The 16,516-nt window shown below is 35.1% G+C and carries 15 protein-coding genes and 1 tRNA gene; 14 read left to right on the top strand and 2 right to left on the bottom strand.

The features are described 5' to 3' along the window. Positions 1-261 precede the first annotated feature (261 nt). The 13 genes from F5ESL0237_RS06510 to F5ESL0237_RS06455 all read left to right on the top strand — a co-directional run bounded on the left by F5ESL0237_RS06510 (position 262) and on the right by F5ESL0237_RS06455 (position 13,565). Positions 262-3,234 carry an alkaline phosphatase family protein gene (locus F5ESL0237_RS06510; RefSeq protein WP_122024947.1) on the top strand — a complete coding sequence of 991 codons (2,973 nt, stop codon included), beginning with the start codon at positions 262-264 and terminating at the stop codon, positions 3,232-3,234. A 270-nt stretch (positions 3,235-3,504) separates the two neighbouring features. Further along, a complete protein-coding gene (tyrS, locus tag F5ESL0237_RS06505) occupies positions 3,505-4,770 on the top strand; it encodes a tyrosine--tRNA ligase (RefSeq protein WP_122024946.1) in 1,266 nt (421 codons plus the stop codon). 76 nt (positions 4,771-4,846) lie between these two features. Next, complete coding sequence (locus tag F5ESL0237_RS08640) at positions 4,847-5,221, top strand: NUDIX domain-containing protein (protein ID WP_122025075.1); 375 nt, start codon at positions 4,847-4,849, stop codon at positions 5,219-5,221. Positions 5,222-5,321: 100 nt separating this feature from the next. Further along, complete coding sequence (locus F5ESL0237_RS06495) at positions 5,322-5,660, top strand: heavy metal-binding domain-containing protein (RefSeq protein WP_199688777.1); 339 nt, start codon at positions 5,322-5,324, stop codon at positions 5,658-5,660. Between the two features lie 56 nt (positions 5,661-5,716). After that, positions 5,717-5,790: transfer RNA gene (locus F5ESL0237_RS06490), tRNA-Thr, on the top strand. A 22-nt stretch (positions 5,791-5,812) separates the two neighbouring features. Continuing rightward, the gene (locus F5ESL0237_RS06485) at positions 5,813-6,466 is read left to right on the top strand and encodes an HD domain-containing protein (RefSeq protein WP_122022208.1); all 654 of its coding nucleotides are present in this window, start codon (positions 5,813-5,815) and stop codon (positions 6,464-6,466) included. Between the two features lie 236 nt (positions 6,467-6,702). Next, positions 6,703-7,788, top strand: a complete 1,086-nt coding sequence (locus tag F5ESL0237_RS06480) for a BMP family protein (RefSeq protein WP_122024945.1) — start codon at positions 6,703-6,705, stop codon at positions 7,786-7,788. 158 nt (positions 7,789-7,946) lie between these two features. Then, positions 7,947-8,750, top strand: a complete 804-nt coding sequence (locus tag F5ESL0237_RS06475; protein ID WP_158592433.1) for a BMP family protein — start codon at positions 7,947-7,949, stop codon at positions 8,748-8,750. An 83-nt stretch (positions 8,751-8,833) separates the two neighbouring features. Then, positions 8,834-8,956 carry a hypothetical protein gene (locus F5ESL0237_RS08580; protein ID WP_255409284.1) on the top strand — a complete coding sequence of 41 codons (123 nt, stop codon included), beginning with the start codon at positions 8,834-8,836 and terminating at the stop codon, positions 8,954-8,956. 72 nt (positions 8,957-9,028) lie between these two features. After that, the gene (locus F5ESL0237_RS06470) at positions 9,029-10,564 is read left to right on the top strand and encodes an ABC transporter ATP-binding protein (protein WP_122022205.1); all 1,536 of its coding nucleotides are present in this window, start codon (positions 9,029-9,031) and stop codon (positions 10,562-10,564) included. Then, entirely contained in the window at positions 10,557-11,660 is a 1,104-nt protein-coding gene (locus F5ESL0237_RS06465) for an ABC transporter permease (RefSeq protein WP_122022204.1), read from the top strand. Before F5ESL0237_RS06470 ends, F5ESL0237_RS06465 begins: the two co-directional genes overlap by 8 nt. Then, the gene (locus F5ESL0237_RS06460; protein WP_122024943.1) at positions 11,660-12,616 is read left to right on the top strand and encodes an ABC transporter permease; all 957 of its coding nucleotides are present in this window, start codon (positions 11,660-11,662) and stop codon (positions 12,614-12,616) included. Before F5ESL0237_RS06465 ends, F5ESL0237_RS06460 begins: the two co-directional genes overlap by 1 nt. A gap of 10 nt (positions 12,617-12,626) precedes the next feature. Then, complete coding sequence (locus tag F5ESL0237_RS06455) at positions 12,627-13,565, top strand: nucleoside hydrolase (protein ID WP_122022202.1); 939 nt, start codon at positions 12,627-12,629, stop codon at positions 13,563-13,565. 279 nt (positions 13,566-13,844) lie between these two features. On the opposite strand, the gene F5ESL0237_RS06450 is transcribed toward F5ESL0237_RS06455, so the two are convergent. Together F5ESL0237_RS06450 and F5ESL0237_RS06445 are read right to left on the bottom strand one after the other, a co-directional pair. After that, positions 13,845-15,161, bottom strand: a complete 1,317-nt coding sequence (locus F5ESL0237_RS06450) for a C1 family peptidase (protein ID WP_122024942.1) — start codon at positions 15,159-15,161, stop codon at positions 13,845-13,847. 130 nt (positions 15,162-15,291) lie between these two features. Then, entirely contained in the window at positions 15,292-15,714 is a 423-nt protein-coding gene (locus F5ESL0237_RS06445) for an Hsp20/alpha crystallin family protein (protein WP_122022200.1), read from the bottom strand. Positions 15,715-15,912: 198 nt separating this feature from the next. Between F5ESL0237_RS06445 and greA the strand changes: the two genes are divergently transcribed. Next, positions 15,913-16,374: a transcription elongation factor GreA gene (greA, locus tag F5ESL0237_RS06440; protein ID WP_122022199.1), complete on the top strand. Its 462-nt coding sequence runs from the start codon at positions 15,913-15,915 to the stop codon at positions 16,372-16,374. The last annotated feature ends 142 nt before the right edge of the window (positions 16,375-16,516 follow it).

Below are 16,516 nucleotides of genomic sequence, written 5' to 3'. Positions count from 1 at the left end.
TAGCATCATTAACACTTTCTTGCGTGTGTATAGGTTTAATATTAGTAATTTTAAGGCATAAACTCCGAGTGTTGGGGATAAGTACCTGAGTTTATTATAATCGAGCAGCAGTAGCTACAGTTAAGTTTAGCAAGTACTGCTTTGCTAGTTGATTTGCAAGTTACAAAGGCCATGTTTATACATAAACGATTATAAATAGTTGTAAAAAGTATAGATACTGGTTAATAACATCATTTTTAGTGAGGGATATATACTAGAAATATGAATAAAAATAAAAAGTCTTTAACAGTTGCACAGATTATTTGCTTACTGGTTGCAGCTCTTTTCATGTTGATCCAAATGTTCAACTTGAAGGGAATTGCTACTAGAACACACTATTCATTCATCCGTTTTATGCCTGATATGTTACATAATATGACTCTGATAATAGTGCCAATGATTTTTGGAGCAGTATATAGTAGAAAAAAATTGAGTGTAAGTGAAAGTTTTAAGTATTGGCTAATGGCTAGTGCAACGCTTATCATTTATTATGTCCTCTTTTTCTGCAAGTTACCTGGTCATTTTAATATGTGGCGCATATGGGGCATGTTATTTCCGATTATTGCAAGTACTTCAGTTTTGTTTGCGGGATTGTTTTTCAGTTTATTAGTTCAGTCACATTTGTACGATTTGTTACATAAATTAACAAGCAAGCAGAACTGGCTCATCTTAAGCTTGCTTACTATTTTTGGCTTTGCTCTTAGTGCAGGTAATCTTACATTTCAATATTCAATTTATGGTTTATACTTAATTCTCTTTTTTGCTTGGGGTATGTTTTTAGCTCAGGTGCCAATTAATGGTAAAGCATTAAGTTTAATAGTCACTGGTGGGTTAATATCACTGGTTGTTGTTTTGATAGGTGTACCTGGCTTTGATGCAGTCTATTGGTCACAAATTGTCGCTGGTAATGGCGGCGGTGATTGGAATCGTGAATTCCTGAACAATCCCTCATCACCATTTATGTTTTTAATGGTAGTGGCGATTTTCTTACTATTTAAGAAAGTTATTCTGACCTTTAATACTAAGCAAATGCGTTTATTTGTCCCATTAATTATACTCATGGATGCACCAATTTCGGCAAAATTTATGGGTTCTTTTCGGTTTACTGGTTCTTCAACTATTAATAAGTTATTGGTGATTATTGCCGTCTTAGTAATTATTGGTATATGGGATCTAATTCTTGAGCACTATTTGTTTCAGTTTAACCCCTTTAAGCGAGTAATTACTTATCTTGATCATGAATCTAATTTAGCAAAAATTTGTGAAAAACTGTGGTCTGTTTTTATTAAGTTTATTATCTCTAATCGAGTTAACTTATTGACCTGGGCTTGGTTTTATCTTCTGAGTTTTGGCTCATTTTTAATTGAATCAGATAATCTCAGAATTCAAATCAGTACCGCTAAGACAATTAATGCCATTGTTTACTTATTGGGGACGAGATTCTTCGCTATTGTTTTAACTACTATTTTACTTGATGCCCTATTTTCAGTATTTTATTTTGTAACTACACGGTATTGGACCTCAAATACATTAGTTAGTTTAATTGCAATTGGCTGGGCAGTAGCGAATAAGATTAAATTATTATTGCGTGGTGAACCAATCTACCCAACTGAAATAAGTGAAATTGTAAATTGGAAAACTTTGCTTCCAATGGTTGGTAAAACAACTGTAATTGTAATTTTACTTGCAATTTTACTTGTGATCTTACTTGATGTATTTTTAGAAATTAAGTTTCCGATTAAGAAAAGAGGCTCCTGGAAACGCCGCGGTATTTGGGCCTTAGTTAGTTTATTACTGTTTATGACCCCACTTCGTTTTAATCATGATGGTGGTGCAATCTACCACGTTAATCGAGGTTTTGATAATAAGCAAACATTCCGCAACCCTGAACGTGATATTCAAGTCAATGGTCCGGTATTAAATTTTCTAAATTATATTGATTTACAAATTATGGATCAACCGGATAATTATTCAGCCTCATCAATTAAGACTTTAAGTAATAAATATGCTAAGGTTGCAGATAGAATTAATAAAACGCGTAAGAATGATTTACATAAGCAGACAATTGTTTTTAACTTAAGTGAAAGTTTTGTGGATCCTAATACTTTCCCAACTATTAGATTTGACCACTCTGTTTCAAATCCAGTTAAGTTTATTGAATCAATGAAGTCTCGTTCTTCATATGGTACGATGCTTAGTGCTGGCTATGGTGGTGGTACAGCGAATATGGAATGGGAAACATTAACCGGTTTAAACATGGGAATGTTTAAATCAACTTTGACCCCATATGTCCAAATCGTACCTAATTTTGATTTTTATCCAACCATCGGTATGAATTTTGATTATAAATCTGCGGTCCACCCATTTATCGGTACGTATTATTCAAGAAGAGAGGATTACCACCGGTTTAAGTTTGATAAATTCGTCTATACTGGGTCTAAATATAAAGTTATTGGTCAAAAGAAATTAGGTAAGAGTGGTTATAATTCAGACTTTACTACCTATGCCAATGGCTTACACCAGATTAATTCACGTAGTGGTGGACAATTTATCAATTTGATATCGATTCAAAACCATATGCCGTATAATAATTGGTATCCTAATAATGAATACATTGGCAAAATTTCTGGCGAACTATTTAATACACCGGCTGTTCGTGAGCAAATGGCAACATATGTTAAAGGAACGCAATATACGGATAAGGCTGTAAAACAGTTTATTGGTGAAATTGATAAAATCAAAAAACCAATTACACTAGTCTTTTATGGAGATCATTATCCAAGTATTATTTCACAAAGTTACACTGCTAAATATCCAGTAGAGATGCATTCAACGCGTTACTTCATTTACTCAAACAAATATGCGCGTGCTCATGGTGCAAAGCTAAGATTACCGCGTAAGGCCAATAATTTTGTTAGCTCGAGTGACTTTATTGCTATGATGCTAGAGCAGACCGATTCAAAAGTTACTCCTTATCAAGCGTTGTTAACAGAAGTTCATAAAAAATTGCCAGCAATTACCATTAATTTTAAAGGGGACAAAGGATTTGAATTAATTGGTCGAAAGGGACAAGTAATTGATCCCAAGTATTTGACTAAAAAACAACAAGAATTACTTGCTGATTATGAGACAATTCAGTATGATATGACAGCTGGAAAAGCTTATGGATTAAAGATCAAGGGCTTTTACAAGTAAAAATAATTTTGTTGACATATTAAAAAAAAATTAGTATGATCACGTTATAATATTTAAGTAGCACTTTGATTCAGGGTTCAGAGAACTAGCATTTGGTGTGAGCTAGGCAGGTTGAAGGTTGCAAAATACAGATTTGGGTAGTTCCAATATCGACTTCAGTTAAGGCGCTATATTGAGCGTAAACGTGGGTGGTACCACGGCTAAGAAAAGTAATTTAGTCGTCCCTAGATTCTATTTTAGAATCTAGGGATTTTTTTTTGGAGGAAAAAGATGGCAAACTTTGACATTTTAGAAGATTTAAGATGGCGCGGGGCAATTAATCAACAAACGGATGAATCCGGCTTAACTAAATATTTGCAAGATCACGATGATTTTGCATTATATTGTGGTACAGATCCAACAGGTGATTCGCTCCACATTGGACATTTAATTCCGTTCATGATTCTTAAGAGGTTTCAACTGGCTGGTTACCATCCAGTAATTGTAATTGGAGGAGGAACAGGTTCAATTGGTGATCCGTCTGGACGTAAATCAGAACGGGTACTATTAAGCCCAGCGAAGCTTCATCAAAATGAAGTAGCTTTAACTAAGCAGATGGAAAAATTGTTTGGTACTGCTAATTTTGAAATTGTAAATAATTCAGAATGGTTAGATCAAATAAGTTTAATCGATTTCTTACGTGATTATGGAAAACATTTTCAGGTGAATAATATGCTGAGTAAAGATGTAGTCGCTAGCCGTTTGGAAAATGGTATTTCCTTTACGGAGTTTTCATACCAAATACTTCAAGCAATTGACTTTTATCGCCTGAATAAAGATCATAATGTGCAGATGCAAATTGGCGGAAGTGATCAGTGGGGTAACATCACAGCGGGCATCGATTTAATTCATAAATTGTCCGGTTCAGAGCAACCTGCATTTGGCTTGACTATACCGTTAATGCTGAAAGCCGATGGGACTAAATTTGGTAAATCAGCAGGTGGTGCTGTTTGGCTTGATCCAGAAAAGACCAGTCCGTATGAATTTTATCAATTTTGGCTTAATCAAGATGACCGTGATGTAGTTAAATATTTGAAATACTTTACATTTTTAAGCCATGAAGAAATTGAAGAACTAGAGGTACAAGTAGCAAAGGCGCCTTGGAAGAGAACAGCGCAAAAGGTATTAGCTAAAGAAGTAACAAAATTTGTTCATGGTGAAGCAGGATTAACGGAAGCAGAAACGATTACTACTGCCCTCTTTTCTGGTGAGATTAAAAACTTAACGGTTAAGCAAATTGAGCAAGGGCTTAAGCATGCTCCGATGGCTACAGCAACTTCTGAAAGCAAAAATATTATTGAGTTTTTAGTTGAGACTCAAATTGAATCTTCTAAGCGTCAAGCCCGCGAAGATGTTCAAAATGGAGCAATTTATATTAATGGTGAAAAAAAGCAGTCACTTGATTTCAGCGTAGATCCAAGTCAAGCATTTAACGGTAAATATGTAATCGTTCGTAAAGGAAAGAAAAAGTATACGTTAGTCAAAATTAAGGGTTAAAATTAAGTGAAATGGCTGTTATTAGCAGGCATTTTATTTATAGAAAGGAAAAAAATGCGAGCACGGGTTATCCTTTATTTGTCCAACGATAAAAGCTGTTTTATTAATTCACCGCATTAATAAGCGTGATTATTGGGTAGTACCAGGTGGTCGAGCACACAAGGGAGAAGCAGCCAGTGAAACGGCCCTTCGGGAACTTAAAGAAGAGCTAGGGATTAAGTTAGCAGCTCGAGATTTAACTCTGCTATATCAATTAGACCAAGACGAAAAACAAATTTTTTTTAAAGCGACAACCAAATTAATTAGGGCCCCATTAATCCAAGGTGAAGAAAGAAAGTGGTCAAGTAGTACTAACATCTATCATCCAGAATGGGTTAAGCTTAAAGATATAGCTAAGATTAATTTAATGCCACCACAAATAGCAGCAAGGCTAGCAACAGGCGATGATTAAAATTATAATAGCTCTGTAATTGACAAATTATAGTTATTTATTCATAATCATATTTAGTGATATAGCTTTATATTATTAAATATAATCTTAGGAGATAAGTATGAATAACCAAGCAATTCTAGTTACAACAACAGAGAAGATACCTGGTAAAGAATATGAAATCATTGGTGAAGTTTTTGGAGTAACAACTCAATCCAAAAATTTTTTGAAAGATTTTGGTGCAGGACTAAAGTCAATGGTTGGTGGAGAAATTCGTAGTTATACCAAAATGCTGGAAGAGTCACGTGAACAGGCAATGGTCAGATTACGTGAATCAGCACAAGAATTGGGAGCAGATGCGGTGGTAATGATGCGCTATGATTCAGGATCAATCGGTAATGACATGCAATCAGTTGTCGCCTATGGCACAGCAGTAAAATATATAGCACATAATGAATAATTAAGATAAAAAAGTATTCTCGTTCTATGTGAATACTTTTTTGTTACAATAAATATGCCGCTTTAGCTCAGCAGGTAGAGCACCACCGTGGTAAGGAGGAGGTCCCACAGTTCAAATCTGGGAAGCGGCTTAGTGATAAAGGAGTTGATTTTATGGATATAACTAAAGTAATCTGTTTTGTTAAAGAAAAATTGAAAAATGAAAAAACAGGTCATGATTTTTATCATGGTCAACGTGTAGCTCATTTGGCACGGCAACTTTATTTGCAAGATAACCCGACTGCTGACCTGGCTAGCCGAAAAATAGCTATTATTCAAGCAACAGGCTATTTACATGATACAATTGATGAAAAAATTTGTAGTAATCCAGCAACTGTACTCCAGCAAATAAAAGTTGTGTTGAAGCAGGTTAAGTTTACGGAATTAGAAATTCAAGATATTTTGTTTACAATGCAACATATGTCATTTTCTAAAAATATTGAACATCATTATCAGTTACCATTGTCTGGTAGATATGTTCAAGATGCAGATCGACTCGAAAGTCTGGGTGCTATGGGAATTGCACGTGCTTTTACCTATGGTGGATTGCATGGCATTGATATTTATAATCCTAATATCAAGCCAGAAAAGCTAATTAGTCATGACCAATATCGTAAGCATACTGAGACAACAATTAATCATTTTTACGAAAAATTATTTCAGCTTGAAGAGACAATGAATACTCTTGGTGGCAAAAAAGAAGCGCATAAACGCACTGAATTTATGCATAAGTTTGTCGATCAATTTATGGCTGAATGGAATGTTTAATAAATATTTTTAGTAAGTAAACTGAGATTTTAAATAAGAATCTCAGTTTTTGTTTACCGTAAAATAAAAATAAAAAAATTTAGTTGTTGCATACAAAAACCCTAATCGGCAACCTATGACACGTTTTATGCCAAAGCAAGAACATTGCTACATCAACACTTTATATTGTATAGTAACTTTGACATAGCCACTAAATGTTGATATTTTATTAATTGGAATATCAAGGAGGTCATAAAATGAAAATCAAAAAAATTATTTCTTTTACTACCATCGCATTATTTACTGGACTTGCATTGACTGCTTGTTCAGGTAAAAAACAGGGTGGGAATGGTAATTCTAGTGGAAGTGCAAAAAATTCAATTGCATTAATTACTGATCAAACGGGTGTTAATGATAATTCTTTTAGCCAGTCTGCTTGGCGCGGATTTAAAGCTTATGGCAAAGAGCATGGCTTAAAGCAAGGTCGCAATGGTTATCAATATTTTCAATCAAGCGGTTCAGCTGATTTTGAACCAAATCTAGATCAAGCAGCTAAGTCGGGCTACCAAACAATCTTTGGCATTGGCTATAGTTTGAAAGATGCGGTTAGTGCAGCAGCTAAAAAGTATCCTAAAAAGAATTTTGTTATCATTGATGAAGTAATTAAGGGACAAAAAAATGTGGCCTCGGCTAATTTTAGAAGTGAACAGGCAGCATATTTAGCAGGAGTAGTTGCAGCAACGCAAACTAAAACTAATACGATTGGTTTTATTGGTGGCACACATGGCGATATTATTGATCTATTTGATGCCGGATTCACCAAGGGTGTTCATGATCAAGCTAAAAAATTAAATAAAAAAATCACATTATTAAATCAATATGTTGGTGACTTTACTAGTGCTGACAAAGAAAAAGCTATTGCACAATCAATGTATGCCAAAAAGGCTGATATTATTTTTCATGCTTCTGGGATGGCCGGTAATGGTCTTTTTCAAGAAGCTAAATCAATCAACCAAAATCGTCCTGCCAATAAAAAAGTTTGGACGATTGGTGTAGATGTTGACCAGTCATACCTTGGCAATTATAAAGATAAAGACGGAAAGAAAAGTAATTGTGTTTTAACTTCTGTAATTACAGGAGTAAATGTTGCAACTCATGATATTGCTAATCGCGCATATAACGGTAAGTTCCCTAGCGGCAAGCAGCTAATTTATGGCTTAAATACTAATGGTGTATCGATTGAACGTGGGCAAATCAATAGTAAAGCTTGGGAATATTCACGTACAGCAAGGGAACAAATTATTAAAAATAAAATCAAGGTACCAATTCATCCAAATAAATAGTTCGTATTTTGATTGATAATTGTTTTTATATCTGCTGAAAAACGATAAATATTGAACTTAAACGTATTTTATAATAAAATAAAAGTTATAAAGTTCGTGTTTTTGGAGGATATAATAAACATGGGGAAAAAATTACGAAATTATTATCACTAGGGGTTGTGGCAACTTTTGCTATCTTACTTTTTACTGCTTGTACAGGCAAAAAACAAGGTTCAACTGGGCAGAGTAAAAAAGATAGTATTGCTCTGATTACAGATAGTAACGGAATTAGCGATCAATCCTTTAATGAAGCCGCATGGCAGGCTTCAAAGCTTACGGTAAAGAGCATAATTTACAAAAAGGGTCCGGATATCAATATTTCGAATCTAATAGTGCCACTGACTTTACTCCAAATTTTGATCAAGCAGCTAAGTCAGGTTATGATACAATTTATTGGTTATATGTTGAAAGATGCTGTTAAGGCAGCTGCTAAGAAAAATTTTGTTATCATTGATGACATAATTACCAAGCAAAAAAAAAATGTTACATCCGTAACTTTTAAAAGTAATGAAGTGGCTTATCTAGCTGGAGTGGCGGCGGCCTATACAACTAAAACGAATAAAGTTGCTTTTATTGGTGGAGCTAAGGCTGTAACAATTGAATCTTTTGCAAGTGGTTTTAAACAAGGTGTTACTGATACAGCTAAGGCGCTAAATAAAAAAATTGAAGTTACCGAGCAATACATCGGTAACTTCACTGCAACTGATAAGGCAAAATCAATGGCGCAATCGCTATATGCTAATAAATATGATGTGATTTTTCATGCCGCTGGCTCAGCTGGAAATGGCGTTTTTCAGGAGACCAAAGCATACAATCAAATGAGATTGGCTAGCCATAGAGTCTGGGTTGTTGGCGTTGATGTTGATCAAGCAAAACTAGGAAATTACAAGTCAAAGGATGGGCAAAAGGTAACTTTACTCTAACTTCTGTTTTAAAAAGATTAGATGTTGCAACTAAGTCAATTGCAAATCAAGCGGCAAAAGATAAGTTCCCCGGTGGTAAACATTTGGTATATTCTTTAAAGGATAATGGTGTATCCGTGACTAAGGGAAGTATGTCACCTAAGGCTTGGGCTGCCGTGCAAAAAGCCAAGGCACAAATTGTATCTGGTCGAGTTAAGGTGAAATAATAAAAAGTAATTAGGTAAAATAAAAACTCTTTGTGGATACAAAGAGTTTTTTATAAAAGGAAATAGGGCTAAATGAAAAACACGACTAACGTAATTGAAATGCGCCACATTGTCAAAGACTTTAATGGCTTTAAAGCTAATAACGATATCAATCTTACTTTGCAAAAAGGTGAAATTTTAGCACTCCTTGGGGAGAATGGTGCTGGGAAGTCTACTTTGATGAGTATTTTATCGGGGCTTCTTACGCCATCTGCTGGTGAAATAGTTGTTCGTGGGGAAAAAGTCACCATTAAAAATCCGACAATTGCTAAAAAATTAGGAATTGGTATGGTACATCAGCACTTTATGTTAATGGATTCTTTTACTGTATTGGAAAATATTATTTTAGGGCATGAAGTTACTAAAGGGCTAAGGTTAGATTTTAAGAAGGCACAACAGGAAATTAAAGAGTTGTCGCAACGTTATAATCTAAATGTTGATCCTTTAAAAAAAGTTAGTGAAATTACAGTGGCCCAACAGCAACGTGTTGAAATTCTTAAAATTTTATATCGCGGTGCAGATATTATGATTTTTGATGAGCCGACAGCTGTATTGACACCCCAAGAAATTACTGAATTTATTCAAATATTACATGGGTTGGCTAACGAAGGTAAATCAATAATTTTAATTACTCATAAGTTGGAAGAAATTAAGCAAGTAGCCGATCGAGTAAGTGTTATTCGTGCGGGTAAAAGTGTTGGTAATTTTAAAGTTGCTGATGTAAGTAATAATCGCTTAGCTGAATTAATGGTGGGACGACATGTTAATATGCAATTAGATAAAGCTCCTGCCATAATTGGTAAAACAATTTTAAAAGTTGCTAATTTAAATGTTAAAAATAAGCAAAATATTCCTGCTTTAAAAGGATTATCTTTTAATTTACGAGCGGGAGAAATTTTAGGTGTTGCAGGTATTGATGGTAATGGTCAAGATGAGTTAGTACAAGCTTTAACCGGCTTAACACATATTGATTCGGGTCATGTTCTAATCGATGACCAAGAAACAACTAATCAAGAAGTCCGTAAAATTACCGAAAAAGGTGTTTCATGTATTCCTGCTGATCGTCAAAAGTTTGGCTTAATCTTACCCTTTTCAATTGCTGATAATTTAGCTATCCAGTCATATTATAAAAAACCTTATTCTCACCATCATGTACTTAATCATGATTTGATAAAGCAGCATGCTCAAAAATTAGTTAGCCAGTTTGACATTCGGACTACAGGAGTTGAGTCACCAGTGAGTGATCTATCTGGTGGAAATCAACAAAAAGTGATTATTGCTAGAGAATTGAGCCGAGATAGTAATTTGATTATTGCTTTTCAACCGACAAGAGGGCTGGATGTTGGTGCAATTGAATATATTCATCACCAACTGCTAGCTCAACGAGCTAAAGGAAAAGCAATTTTATTAATTTCGTATGAACTAGATGAAATTATGCAACTATCGGATCGGATAATTGTTTTACATGATGGTAATATTTCTGGTGAAGTTAAACCAGATGATACTAGTGATAAGGAATTAGGTTTATTAATGACTGGAGTTAAGAAAGAAGGTACAACTTTTGCTTAAAGTAACTTCCAAGACTAAACAGAATTTAGTACTAATTATTTCAATTTTGGCGGGCTTTTTAGTTGGGGCAGTTATTATGCTCGTTTGGAGTTATAACCCGCTACAAGCATATTCATCAATGTTTATGAGTGCACTGGGGAATATGAATGGGCTTGGTGAAACCATTCGTGAAGCAACACCATTAATTTTCACAGCGATTGGCTTCGCAATTGCTTCAAATGCTGGTTTTTTTAATATCGGTTTACCAGGTCAGGCACAGGCAGGGTGGCTAACCTCGATTTGGCTTGTGTTAGCTAATCCTAATATGCCTAAGTTTGTGCTACTTCCACTAGCAATCGTTGCGGGTGTAATAGCTGGAGCAATTGTGGCTGGTATTGCCGGTTGGTTACGGGCACAATTTGGAACTAATGAAGTTATTACCACCATCATGTTTAACTACATTGTGCTTTATTCTTCGCAGTATTTGATGCAACAAATTATGCCAAGTCGTTTGCGGATTGATACTGACACAACAAAAACAATTTCAGCTAATGGTAGTTTGAAAATTAATTGGTTAAGTTCAATGTTTGGTGATTCCAGAATTAATGCTGGCATTTTTCTAGCAATAATTGCTGTTTTTCTTTATTGGTATTTGATGAAGAAGACAACGATTGGTTTTGAAATTCGGTCAGTTGGAACTAATCCTTTTGCCAGTCGCTATGCTGGAATGTCGACTAAAAAGAATATTATCCTTTCGATGTTGTTATCCGGAGGTTTTGCTGGCTTAGGTGGTGTAGTACAGGGACTGGGGACTTATCAGAATTACTTCACGCAAACAACTAGCCTAGATATTGGCTGGGATGGCTTGTCAGTTGCCTTACTTGGTGGTGGTACTGCAGTTGGTATATTGCTTGCTGCGTTATTGTTTTCTATTTTAAAAATTGGTGGTCTAGGTATGCAGACAATTGCCGGTATCCCCTATGAAATAGTTTCAATTGTGATTGCTGCAATTATCTTCTTTGTTGCCATTCAATATGTAATTGGCTTGTTATTTAAGGATAAAGGCTCAACCCCAGATATAGAAAAAGTCTCACATATTACTGAAGGAGAGCAATAATGAATTTAGTTGCAATTTTATCTTTGATAGTGTCATCAACCATTGTATATTCAACTCCCTTAATTTTTACTGCTCTTGGTGGAGTGTATAGTGAAAATTCAGGAATCACTAACATTGGACTTGAGGGAATCATGACCATGGGAGCTTTTTCGGCAGTGGTTTTTAATTTAACTTTTGCTACTTCTTTCGGCAAATTGACCCCATGGTTGGGGTTAATTGTAGGAGGAGTAGTCGGTTTGCTGTTCTCACTTTTGCATGCTGTTGCAACGATTAATTTTCATGCCGACCATGTCATTAGTGGTACTGTACTCAATCTGATGGCACCACCATTAGCCGTGTTCTTGATTAAAGCAATTTATGATAAAGGGCAAACAGAAAATATTACACAAAGCTTTGGGTATTTTAGCTTTCCTGGATTAGCTAAAATACCGCTTATTGGACCAATTCTTTTTGAAAATACATTTGCTCCAGCTTGGGTTGCAATTTTTGTAGCGGTTTTTTTGTGGTGGATTTTATATAAAACTCGTTTTGGTTTACGATTACGCTCTTGCGGTGAAAATCCCCGAGCAGCTGATACGCTGGGAGTTAATGTTTATGGTATGCGCTATGCTGGTGTATTAATTTCAGGCTTTCTTGGTGGTATTGGCGGTGCAGTATTTGCCCAAGCAATTTCGGGTAATTTTTCAATTTCGACGATTGTCGGTCAAGGTTTTATGGCTTTGGCAGCTATGATTTTTGGTAAGTGGAATCCTTTAGGAGCAATGCTTGCTTCGCTATTTTTTGGTTTCGCCCAAAGTATTAGTATTATAGGCAATCAGTTACCATTTTTTAATCATATTCCGTCTGTTTATATGCAAATTGCTCCTTATGTAATTACAATTGTAATTTTAGTGTTATTCTTTGGTAAGTCAGTTGCTCCAGCAGCTGATGGCCAAAATTATATTAAGTCAAAATAGGAAGATAAAAATGAAAGAAATTTATTTTAATCATGATGGCAATATTGACGACTTAGTGTCATATTTGTTGCTATTACAAGCACCAGAGATTAAGCTACTTGGTGTTAGTGCAATTGACGCCGATGGTTATCTTGAGCCATCAGTAGAAGTTTGTCGAAAAATGACGGATCAATTTAATTTGCGTGGTGATAAGCTAGCGATTGCTAAGTCGAATTCGCGGGCAGTTAACCAGTTTCCAGAAGCGTGGCGTACGGCATCTTATTCCTTTAATTCACTACCATTACTAAATGAGTCTGGAAAAATAACAACTGGTGAAGCGGCTGAGCCAGCGCATTTAGATATGATTGATAAACTAAGAAAGGCAGCTAAGCCAGTTACTTTAGTTATGACAGGTCCTTTAACTGACTTAGCTCGTGCTTTAGAAGTTGATCCCAAAATTGAAACAAAAATTGATCGTTTATTTTGGATGGGTGGTTCACTTGATGGTCATGGAAATGTGGTACAAGTAAATGCTGATGGAACACAAGAATGGAATGCTTTTTGGGATCCATTTGCGGTTGATCGAGTCTTTCAATCTGAGATTCCAATGCAAGTCATCGGACTAGAGAGTAGTGAAGAACTACCACTAACCAATCGACTTAAGATGCACTGGGCAAGTTTGAGAAAATATCCGGTAGTTGATTTAGTAGGTCAAGCATATAGCTTATTAGTAAATCCTCCAATTCAAAGTGCCCAACTTTATTTTTGGGATGTATTGACGACAATTAATGCTTTATATCCAGAAGTGGTTATAGCTTCGGAAAAGCGAACAGTTAAAGTACGTACCGTGGGTGATGCCGCGGGTCGCTTGGAAGATGATGAAAACGGGCGGGAGATTACTTTAGTAACCAAAGCTGATAAGGACTTCTTCTTTAAAAAGTTTGATGAATTAATGATGCAGACTAAGTAAAACTATAAAACAGTTCCAGTTTAGAGCTGTTTTTTTGCTTATTATAAATAAAGTGAGTATATATACTTACTTATAGCGATTTATATCATTTAGTACAAAAATGAGAAGATAGTTAATTAGAAGAGTAGTCTACCTAGATACAAGGATGAAAAAGCAAAATGTAAGCAAGTAGTTAGGAGTCAACCAAAAAGACTAACTCAATAAAATACTGAGTTAGTCTTTTTATTTATAAAACTGGCTAATTTTTTAGAAGCAATCTGTACTAGAATCCTCGCCGGCTTAAGCCAATGAATCCCAAGCTGGTAATTCAGTTGCAGAGCCTTCGGCTAAGGTGATTTGTTCAGAAGTTAGATACTTCTTATGAACAGCAACTTCATAAACGTATTCTTTAAACCATTCATTGTTCATTACAAAAAAGCCCTTGTCACCATTTTTTTCACCCCAGGAATTTTCTACTTTCCACTGGCGAATGTGACCCTGATCTTCGTCGACGCCAACAAGAGCCATGGCGTGACTAAAGTAGCCGGCACCAGTTCGCAAGCGATCAGCTTTTGACATTTTTAAATCAACCCCAAATAGGTCACTTAATTGATATAAGTTGCTGTCTAAATAGCCTTTTTGCCGATCACTTTGCTCACCAACATCATTGCCAAACCAAACAGCTTCGCCATCCTTTAACTGGTTAACACTAGCACGTTCTAAGTATTCAATGGGAACATTGAGCCATTGAATGTGACAAGTGCCATCAATGTTATTGGCATCAGGCAAACTATAAAGTTTATTGTATTCATGGTCGGGAGCGTTAGCTAGAAGTACATAATCATTAAAGTCAACATCGCCCATATATTTATGTAGAAATTCTAGTGGGGTTAATTCTTTGTCTAAGTGATAATTTTTGTCATCATCACGATATTCTAAATCAAACTTCTTAGGTGGCTCTCCTACAGCAATAGCTGTCATTCGATAAACCTCACTTAGGAATTGTTCACGAACGAGTTTGATTTTTTCATCTTCTCCTGCTTGTTTTAATTTGCGGAGAACCAGTGCGTCTTTTTTAAGTTTATCGCCTAAGGCTTTGCCAAAGCCCGCTGTATTATTTGCATTAAAGCTTTCTGGCATCGCATATGAAGGTACAACACCATACTTTTCAATTAAGGCTGTTGCCATTTGAAAATGCCCGCCATCTTCACCAGCATTATTTAGATGGGTTTTAACAATACGAGAATTGAGTGGCTCACTAGCTGTTGCAATAATATAGTTATAGAAATTATTAGTTCGTTCAATTTTGTCCCAGAAAAAGTTATAACTTTGGGAAAAAGTAAAGTTTTTACAATGATACTTTTGCCCAAAATTATGACGTAAAATATTTAGCGTCGCAAATTCCCAGCAGCGACCAGATTGACGTTGATTGGTTACATTATCAGTAGCTAATTCTGTTGAAAAAACGCGGGTTAGTTCATTTTGCACCCGATCATTATAAGCAGCAGCCAAGACACCACTTTTTTGTGCAGCTCTAGCAATAACCTGATTTTGTGGGCTTTTATTAAAATCAGCTGAAAACTTTTCTAATTCTTGTAAGGTAAGTTTGTATCCCATAGGTGAATCTCCTTTTAATTTAATTTTAAATCACTTCATATTTTAATCTAAAAGAAAAACGAGTTCAATAAGTGAACTCGTTTTTAGGAATTATAGGGTTGATAGTTTTGTCAGAATTGTGTTATTTAAGTTAGTCAATTTTTATTGAATTATCATTTTTATCTGTACTTTGCTTTGGTAAGACGACGGTTAAAACACCATTTTCATATTTGGCACTGATTTCATTAGCAGCGACATTTGGCAATCTAAAGCTTCTAGAAATGTGACCAATACTTCTTTCACGGTGAATAATACTACTATTGTGGGAAACATCCTTAAATGCTTTCCTCGACCCAGCAACACTTAAAATACCATTATTGTAGTTTAAGCTAATATCATCTTTATTCATACCTGGCATATCAATATTAATTACATAATCATGATCATTTTCAGCTACATCAGACTGCATTAATTTTGTTATTTCAGTCTCATCAAAAAATTTTCTCGGAAGATCAAACCAATCATTCATTGCATCGAAAAAGTCATTGTGACGATTTATCATTTCATTTGTCATAGTAAAAACTTCCTTTCAAAATTAAATTAATTTATTACAGAAGACTTTCAATTCCTCTGTACAATTATTATTATAGTATTCAGCTCTTAAAAATAAAAATAATTAGCACTCTTATTTTTTAGTGCTAATTATGTGGTAGCTATCCTTTTATTATAAGGATTATAGCTTGTGGATTATTAAAAATGAGGAGAAGAAGTTTTGACTTATTATCAAAAGATGACCCCAGAAGGCTATCGAAAAATTGAGATGGAAATTGCTCGTTTAAAAAAAGAGCGTCCAAGACGAATTAAAATTTTGCAGGCAGCTCGAGCATTAGGCGATTTATCAGAAAATACCGAATATACTGAAGCTAAGCGCGAGTTAGGACATTTACAAAGTAGATTACGTTATTTAAATAAGCAGTTGAATTATGCTGAAATTATTAAAAAAACTACTGATGGTAAAGTTGATTTAGGCAAAATAGTCACACTTGAGATTGGTCAAGAAAAAGAAACTGAGACATACCAAATTGTTGGTCGGATGGAAGCCGATGTCACTAAGGGTAAGCTTGCCTTTGATTCACCATTGGGACAAGCAATTATGAAAAAAACTGTAAATACGACTGTAGAGGTAATAGCTCCTGCGGGAAACTATCAAGTAACAATTAAAGCAATCGATTAAAGACACCCTATTTAGTCGTACTTAATGTTAGTAATATAGTGTCCTATTAGGAATTAGTTGTGTCATATCTGAATTTAGATATTAAGTTTCTAGGAAGGGATTAGAAATCTTATCGAAATGGATGGTCGAAAAAGCTGGCTAT

Origin of the sequence: Lactobacillus sp. ESL0237 (assembly GCF_003692985.1) — a bacterium.
Taxonomy (GTDB): Bacteria; Bacillota; Bacilli; order Lactobacillales; family Lactobacillaceae; genus Lactobacillus; species Lactobacillus bombicola.
This window is presented reverse-complemented; position numbering and strand designations above follow the sequence as displayed.

What these genes read in the sequence shown, in the direction of transcription:
- F5ESL0237_RS06480 (WP_122024945.1), top strand. Translation starts at nt 6,703, where the DNA reads ATGAAAATCAAAAAAATTATTTCTTTTACTACCATCGCATTATTTACT.
- F5ESL0237_RS06470 (WP_122022205.1), top strand. Translation starts at nt 9,029, where the DNA reads ATGAAAAACACGACTAACGTAATTGAAATGCGCCACATTGTCAAAGAC.
- F5ESL0237_RS06445 (WP_122022200.1), bottom strand. Translation starts at nt 15,714, where the DNA reads ATGACAAATGAAATGATAAATCGTCACAATGACTTTTTCGATGCAATG.
- F5ESL0237_RS06450 (WP_122024942.1), bottom strand. Translation starts at nt 15,161, where the DNA reads ATGGGATACAAACTTACCTTACAAGAATTAGAAAAGTTTTCAGCTGAT.
- F5ESL0237_RS06495 (WP_199688777.1), top strand. Translation starts at nt 5,322, where the DNA reads ATGAATAACCAAGCAATTCTAGTTACAACAACAGAGAAGATACCTGGT.
- F5ESL0237_RS06510 (WP_122024947.1), top strand. Translation starts at nt 262, where the DNA reads ATGAATAAAAATAAAAAGTCTTTAACAGTTGCACAGATTATTTGCTTA.
- F5ESL0237_RS06455 (WP_122022202.1), top strand. Translation starts at nt 12,627, where the DNA reads ATGAAAGAAATTTATTTTAATCATGATGGCAATATTGACGACTTAGTG.
- tyrS (WP_122024946.1), top strand. Translation starts at nt 3,505, where the DNA reads ATGGCAAACTTTGACATTTTAGAAGATTTAAGATGGCGCGGGGCAATT.
- F5ESL0237_RS06485 (WP_122022208.1), top strand. Translation starts at nt 5,813, where the DNA reads ATGGATATAACTAAAGTAATCTGTTTTGTTAAAGAAAAATTGAAAAAT.
- F5ESL0237_RS06460 (WP_122024943.1), top strand. Translation starts at nt 11,660, where the DNA reads ATGAATTTAGTTGCAATTTTATCTTTGATAGTGTCATCAACCATTGTA.